This window comes from Neisseria sp. HMSC066H01, from assembly GCF_001837375.1.
In the GTDB taxonomy this organism is placed as follows: domain Bacteria; phylum Pseudomonadota; class Gammaproteobacteria; order Burkholderiales; family Neisseriaceae; genus Neisseria.
This window is the reverse complement of sequence record NZ_KV832193.1, coordinates 70,568-77,367: the sequence shown is the minus strand read 5'-3', so window position 1 is coordinate 77,367 and position 6,800 is coordinate 70,568. Positions and strand designations below refer to the sequence as shown.

At 52.0% G+C, this 6,800-nt stretch carries 5 protein-coding genes and 1 pseudogene; 4 read left to right on the top strand and 2 right to left on the bottom strand.

Translation table 11 applies throughout. The annotated features are described in order from the left end of the window. Positions 1 to 37: 37 nt before the first annotated feature. Positions 38 to 199, bottom strand: coding sequence for a cell division protein (locus HMPREF2551_RS02790; protein ID WP_070633190.1), 162 nt, complete (start codon positions 197 to 199; stop codon positions 38 to 40). Between HMPREF2551_RS02790 and HMPREF2551_RS10685 the strand changes: the two are divergent. Next, positions 164 to 328: pseudogene (locus tag HMPREF2551_RS10685) on the top strand (IS1595 family transposase); the annotation flags it as partial. The gene HMPREF2551_RS02790 and the pseudogene HMPREF2551_RS10685 sit on opposite strands and share 36 nt — an antisense overlap. A gap of 38 nt (positions 329 to 366) precedes the next feature. Here the strand turns inward: HMPREF2551_RS10685 and HMPREF2551_RS02785 are convergent. Then, a complete protein-coding gene (locus HMPREF2551_RS02785) occupies positions 367 to 1,794 on the bottom strand; it encodes a TIGR00341 family protein (RefSeq protein WP_070837033.1) in 1,428 nt (475 codons plus the stop codon). Between the two features lie 362 nt (positions 1,795 to 2,156). On the opposite strand from HMPREF2551_RS02785, the gene HMPREF2551_RS02780 reads away from it, so the two are divergent. From HMPREF2551_RS02780 to apbC, 3 genes are all read left to right on the top strand, one after another. Beyond that, a complete protein-coding gene (locus HMPREF2551_RS02780; RefSeq protein ID WP_070837032.1) occupies positions 2,157 to 3,251 on the top strand; it encodes an FAD-dependent oxidoreductase in 1,095 nt (364 codons plus the stop codon). Between the two features lie 168 nt (positions 3,252 to 3,419). Next, positions 3,420 to 5,522 (top strand): glycine--tRNA ligase subunit beta, encoded by a 2,103-nt coding sequence (glyS, locus tag HMPREF2551_RS02775; RefSeq protein ID WP_070837031.1) that lies wholly within the window; start codon positions 3,420 to 3,422, stop codon positions 5,520 to 5,522. A gap of 164 nt (positions 5,523 to 5,686) precedes the next feature. Further along, complete coding sequence (gene apbC / locus HMPREF2551_RS02770; RefSeq protein ID WP_070837030.1) at positions 5,687 to 6,766, top strand: iron-sulfur cluster carrier protein ApbC; 1,080 nt, start codon at positions 5,687 to 5,689, stop codon at positions 6,764 to 6,766. The last annotated feature ends 34 nt before the right edge of the window (positions 6,767 to 6,800 follow it).

Here is a 6,800-nt window from a genome sequence, read left to right as displayed (position 1 = left end):
GGCCGTCTGAAACTTTTCAGACGGCCTTTTATGGTATTTATTCTTCTTCCTCTTCCTGTTCTGCCTCTGCAGGTTTTTCAAGGAAGTTGCCTGCCAACCACAGTAAAGCGCCACTACCCGTAATGCCTGCTTTAATCCATAGGGCGGTATCTTCGACCCATTCGTAAATCCAGGCCAAAACTTTTGGTACCGCGTTCATATAATTCAAACCGAATGCCAAATCGATCGCAAATCTTTTCCGCTGTTCTTGAAAGAATGCGAATTTCGGTTTAACTTCGGCATACCGTCTCAACGGTTTAAAATCCTGCGGGATTGGTGTCGAATTTAGAGCTAATCTACGTTAGCCCCAAATATTTTGGAGAATGGCTATTTGTCCAAAACTTTAGCATTGACTAACAAGCGCACCGCTGTACCTTCATAACGCTGGTTCAACCACGCCTGTAAGCGTTCGTGATCTTTGGCAGGCAGAGGCTCCTTAAATTCGAGCGAGACCACGACGATATCGTTACTTATGTCTGCCTGTTTGTTTTGACTGCTTTCAGGTTGCTCCTGTGTAGTGGGTGCCGTTTGCGCTTTCTCCCAAACCAAGCCGCGTCCGACAACGATTTTTTCCGCTTCCGGATATTGGGCTTTTAATTCCTTGAGTACCGCAGCATCGTCAGCACCTGCAGTTTTACCTGCAAGCACGGTATCTATGTAGGCTTGTTGCTCTTTCAACTCATTTTGCTGCTGCGCCGAGTTGTTTCGGCTTGCCAGCAATTCTTCGATTTTAGCATCGTCCCCTCCCGCATAGACCACGTTGACCTTCGGCGCTTTCACACCTGACACTTCAAGGCTCTTCACCAATAAGGCAGAAATTTTCTCAGCATTGCCCGTTCCGTTGACAATCAGACCGACCATATTTTCTCTGTGGTTCAAAATCTTACGCAGCACGAAAAAACCTTCCTGTTGCTGTGCGGTGGCAATGGCGGAATTGGCTTTGGTGTTGAAGATCTCCTGACGCACCAGTCCTGATGCCATATAGCCGCTCGGAATCATCACAGCCAGTACGACGGCGGTAATAATGATACTTTGCAACCGGCGTTTGGATTCCGTTACCAACCCCCTGCGCGGCAGCTTGAGCAGCTTGGAAAACAACAAGGTCGAAAAAGCGATGAACACGCAGTTGATGGCAAACAGATAAAAAGCGCCGAAAAAAAATTGCCAGTTGCCATGAGCCAGTCCGTAGCCCGCGGTACACAGTGGCGGCATCAATGCGGTCGCAATCGCCACACCCGGTATGGCATTGCCTCCTTCTTTTCGGGTCTGCGCCACAATGCCCGCACTACCGCCGAAGAAGGCAATCAACACATCCCAAAGAGTCGGCTGAGTACGCGCCAAAAGCTCACTTTGCGCCTCTTTAAGCGGGGTTAACAGGAAATACAACGTAGCGGTAATCAAGCTGATGACGACAAATATAATAATATTGCGTGCCGCTTGGCGGATCAGCGTAGTATCGCCGACCGCCAAACCATAACCCATACCGACTATCGGCCCCATCAACGGCGAAATCAACATTGCGCCGATCACTACCGCCGTGCTGTTGACATTCAGACCGATACTCGCCACAGCAATGGCAAATATCAATACCCACATATTGGTTCCGGACACCCGAGTATTGGCACGAATGACGGAATCGATTTTGTCAGGATGAGCTTGGTCATGTGCAAGATTGAACACATCTTGCAACTTGGTCATGGCAACGTTGTCTGCTACTTCCTGTTTTTTACTATTTTCTTGTTCTAGTTCTTGCATGTTCTTACCTTTATGCCGAGGATAAATAACGTACTGCCCAAGCTTTTCATTATTATTCCTTATAAAATTAAATGTGTGCATCAAAGCCAATCAGCGGGGCAATGATGCTGAGTGAACGTGAATATATCAAAAGATGGCATTATAGTAGGTTTTATATTAAGGAAGATATTTCTTATAAAAGCAGATTGGCAGCTTGAAGCGGTTAACTGTCGGACGCGGAGGGAAAATTTTTGTTTACTTATTACTGATTTAGCTTGAGCATAATCTGCAAAAACTGTTCTCATTTTCCATCGATATTGTGATACAGCCAAACAAGTTCTAAAATATGCACTCATTTATGTATTAAAAACAAGGAGAAACTGATGCCTAAGATTGCGGTACTCGGCGGCGGCCTTTCCGGTCGCCTTATTGCGTTCCAATTGGCGGAGCAGGGTGTGTCGGTAGAGTTGTTTGAGAAAGGCGAACGTAACGGCGCACAAGCCGCAGCCTATGTTGCCGCCGCCATGCTGGCGCCTTCTTCCGAGGCGGTGGAGGCAACGCCTGAAGTCATCCGTTTGGGCCGGCAGAGTTTCGCGCTGTGGCGCGGTATTTTAGGTCGTCTGAACACGCCGGTGATGATGCAGGAAAAAGGCAGCCTGATTGTTTGGCATACGCAGGACAAGCCGCTTTCTGCCGAGTTTGCCCGTCATTTGAAGCGCGGCGGCGTGCCGGAACACGAAGCCATACGTTGGAACGCGGACGAAATCGCGGCCAACGAGCCGCAACTGGCAGGACGGTTTTCAGACGGCCTGTATCTGCCGGCGGAAGGACAGTTGGACGGACGGCAGGTATTGAATGCGCTGGCCGATGTTTTGGAATCAATGAACGTGCCTTGCCATTGGTCGTGCGAACGCGAAGTCGAAGATTTGGCGGCGCAATACGATTGGGTCATCGACTGCCGCGGTTATGGTGCAAAAGCAGCATGGAACAGGCCGTCTGAAAGCCAATTGCGCGGCATACGCGGCGAAGTGGCGCGCGTTTATGCACCCGAAGTCGAGCTGTCCCGTCCAGTGCGCCTGCTGCATCCGCGCTATCCTTTGTATATCGCGCCGAAGGAAAACCATATTTTTGTGATTGGTGCTACCCAAATCGAAAGCGAAAGCCAAGCGCCGGCCAGCGTGCGTTCCGGTTTGGAACTTTTGTCCGCGCTGTACGCCGTGCATCCGGCATTTGGTGAGGCGAACCTTTTGGAACTGGCCACCGGCCTGCGCCCGACGTTAAACCACCACAATCCCGAAATCCGCTTCAACCGCGAACGCCGCCTGATTGAAGTCAATGGCCTGTTCCGCCACGGCTTTATGATTTCCCCGGCCGTGACCGGTGCGGCCGTGCGTTTGGCCGGTGCGCTGTTTGCTGGAAGCGACATTCCCGAAAGCGACGAAACCAGCGGTTTGCCGTATATCCGCGCTACGAATTGAAGCTGTTGCGGACGAAGTGGCTTGAAAATCGGGCAAATTGTTTGTGAAAGACAGCCACAGGCCGTCTGAAAATGATAAAATCGCCGTCAATTCAATTAACCTTGCGTCTGAAAACCGCATGATGCCGTATTCAGACGCCAAACCAATTTCCTATTTAACGATAAGCACATGACAACCCAAACCCTCTTAATCGAACTTCTCACTGAAGAACTCCCGCCAAAAGCCCTCAATAATCTGGGTAACCATTTTGCCGCTTCCGTTGCCGAAGGCTTGGAAAAAGCGCAACTGATTGATAGTGATCAGATAGATGCGATAGAAAAACTACTTGAATTGCCCGTAAAAAAATACACTGCCTACGCTTCTCCGCGCCGTTTGGCCGTTCAAGTCAAAGACGTGAAAGCCGTTCAAGCCGACCAAAAAATCGTAAAAAAAGGCCCGGCAGTGGCGAATGCCATGAAAGACGGTGTGCCGACTAAGGCTTTGGAAGGTTTTGCGCGCGGTGCGGGTGCGAAAATCGAAGACTTGACCATCGTCCACGACGGCAAGCAAGACGTGTACGCCTACGAATACGTCCAAACCGGCAAACCGTTGGGCGAGCTTTTGGAAGACATCATCAATGCCGCAGTGAAAAAACTGCCGATTCCGAAAGTCATGCGTTGGGGCAGCAGCACATTCACCTTCGTGCGCCCGGTACACAGCCTGATCGTGCTGCACGGCGGCAACATCGTCAACGTCAGCGTTTTGGGTCTGCAAAGCGGCAACAAAACACTGGGTCACCGCTTCCTCTCCAGCGGCGAAATCACCATTGAAAACGCCGACAGCTACGCCGCACAAATGCGCGAACAAGGCAAAGTCGTCGCTTCGTTTGCCGAGCGCAAAGCCGCCATTCAGACGGCCTTGAACGAACAGGCAGGCCGTCTGGACGCGACCGTTGCCGCCGATGAAGCCTTGTTGGACGAAGTGACCGCATTGGTCGAATGGCCTGTAGTATTGGAAGCCGGTTTTGAAGAACACTTCCTCGCCGTACCGCAAGAATGCTTGATTCTGACCATGCAGCAAAACCAAAAATACTTCCCGCTGCTCGACCAAAACGGCAAGCTGATGAACCGCTTCCTGCTGGTGTCCAACCTGCAAACCGAAGATCCGTCACACATCATTCAAGGCAACGAACGCGTTTTGCGCGCGCGCCTGTCTGATGCCGAGTTCTTCTACAAACAAGACCAAAAAGCGACTTTGGAAAGCCGCCTGCCGAAATTGTCCAGCGTGGTTTACCACAACAAAATCGGTTCGCAAGCCGAACGCATCGAGCGTCTGCAAAGCATTGCCGCCCATATCGCCAAAGCATTGGGCGCGGATGCCGCCGCAGCCGAACGCGCCGCACGTTTGGCCAAAGCCGACTTGGTCACCGAAATGGTCGGCGAGTTCCCAGAATTGCAAGGCACGATGGGCAAATACTATGCCCGCTTGGACGGCGAAACCGAAGAAATCGCTGAAGCCGTCGAGCAGCACTATCAACCGCGTTTTGCCGGCGACAACCTGCCGAACGGCAAAGTGGCAACCGCCGTTGCTTTGGCCGACAAATTGGAAACCTTGGTCGGCATTTGGGGTATCGGCCTGATTCCGACCGGCGACAAAGACCCCTACGCCCTGCGCCGCGCCGCCTTGGGTATTTTGCGGATGCTGATGCAGTACGGTTTGGACGTAAACGAACTGATTCAGACGGCCTTCGACAGCTTTCCCAAAGGTTTGCTCAACGAAAAAACGCCGTCTGAAACCGCTGACTTCATGCAGGCGCGTTTGGCCGTGTTGCTGCAAAACGATTATCCGCAAGACATCGTTGCCGCCGTACTCGCCAAACAGCCGCGCCGTTTGGACGACGTAGTGGCCAAACTGCAAGCCGTTGCCGCGTTCAAACAGCTGCCCGAAGCCGCCGCGCTCGCCGCCGCCAACAAACGCGTGCAAAACCTGCTGAAAAAAGCCGATGCCGAGTTGGGCGCGGTTAACGAAAGCCTGTTGCAACAAGACGAAGAAAAAGCCCTGTATGCCGCCGCGCAAGGTTTGCAGCCGAAAATCTCCGCTGCCGTTGCCGAAGGCAATTTCCAAACTGCTTTGTCCGAACTGGCTTCCGTCAAACCGCAAGTCGATGCCTTCTTCGACGGCGTGATGGTGATGGCCGAAGATGCCGCCGTGAAACAAAACCGTTTGAACCTGCTGAACCGTTTGGCAGAACAAATGAACGCAGTTGCCGACATTGCGCTCTTGAGCGAATAAGGCTGCGTTTCAGTTGACCCGCTTTTCAGGCTGCCCGATGATTCAGGCAGCCTGAAGTTTTTCTGGCGTATCCCTTACATGGCGTTCAAGGGTATAATTCAGCAGATTTGTCAGGCAGGCAAATCGCGCACATCAAACAATTTCCCACATTCAAGAGGCAGATTATGAATATTCCAGCCATCCGAACCGCACTCGATGCCGTGTTGATTCCCACCACAATACGCACTTTGGGCAGCGAAAAAGCCGTTTCGCTTCTGGAAGAGCGTTCAGACGGCCTGCATATCGGCCTAAAATTCGCGTTTCCGGTTGCCCATATTGCCACAGACATTGCCAACGCCGTTCAAGAAGCCGTCATTTCGCATACCGGCGATACCCACATTCACTTGAGTATCGATACCGAAATCGGTACGCATAAAGTCCAACCCGGCGTAGCAACCATCAAAGGCGTGAAAAACATCATCGCCGTTGCATCGGGCAAAGGCGGCGTCGGCAAATCAACGACCACTGCCAACCTTGCCACCGCAATGGCCAGAATGGGCGCGCGCGTCGGCGTACTCGATGCCGACCTGTACGGCCCAAGCCAGCCCACCATGCTCGGCGTACAAGACCGTAAACCCGACCAACAAAACAAAAAACTCATTCCCGTTGAAGCCGAAAGCGGCATTCAAGTGATGTCCATCGGTTTCCTGGTCGATACCGACCAAGCCGTCGTTTGGCGCGGCCCTATGGTCAGCCAAGCCTTGCAACAGCTTATGTTCCAAAGCGAATGGGACAATGTCGATTATCTCTTCATCGACCTGCCGCCGGGTACCGGCGATATCCAATTGACCCTGTCGCAAAAAATCCCCGTAACCGGCTCCGTTGTCGTCACTACGCCGCAAGACATCGCCCTGATTGATGCACGCAAAGCCGTGGATATGTTCAATAAAGTCAATATCCCGATTTTGGGCGTTTTGGAAAACATGTCTGTCCATATTTGCACCAACTGCGGCCATGCCGAAGCAATCTTCGGCGCAGAAGGCGGCAAAAATTTGGCAGAGCGTTTGAATGTACCGTTGCTCGGCCAACTTCCCTTGAGCCTGCCTGTACGCGAAGCCATGGACAGCGGCACATCTTCAGCCTTGTTTGAAAACAACCAAACCATCGCCGACATCTACACCGAAGCCGCCTTCCAAATCGCTCTGGCCATTGCCGATAAAGGCAAAGACTTCAGCAGCCGCTTCCCGAAAATCGTCGTCGAATAAAAAAGTTTAAAAAAGGTGTTGACAGCTGTGCGCC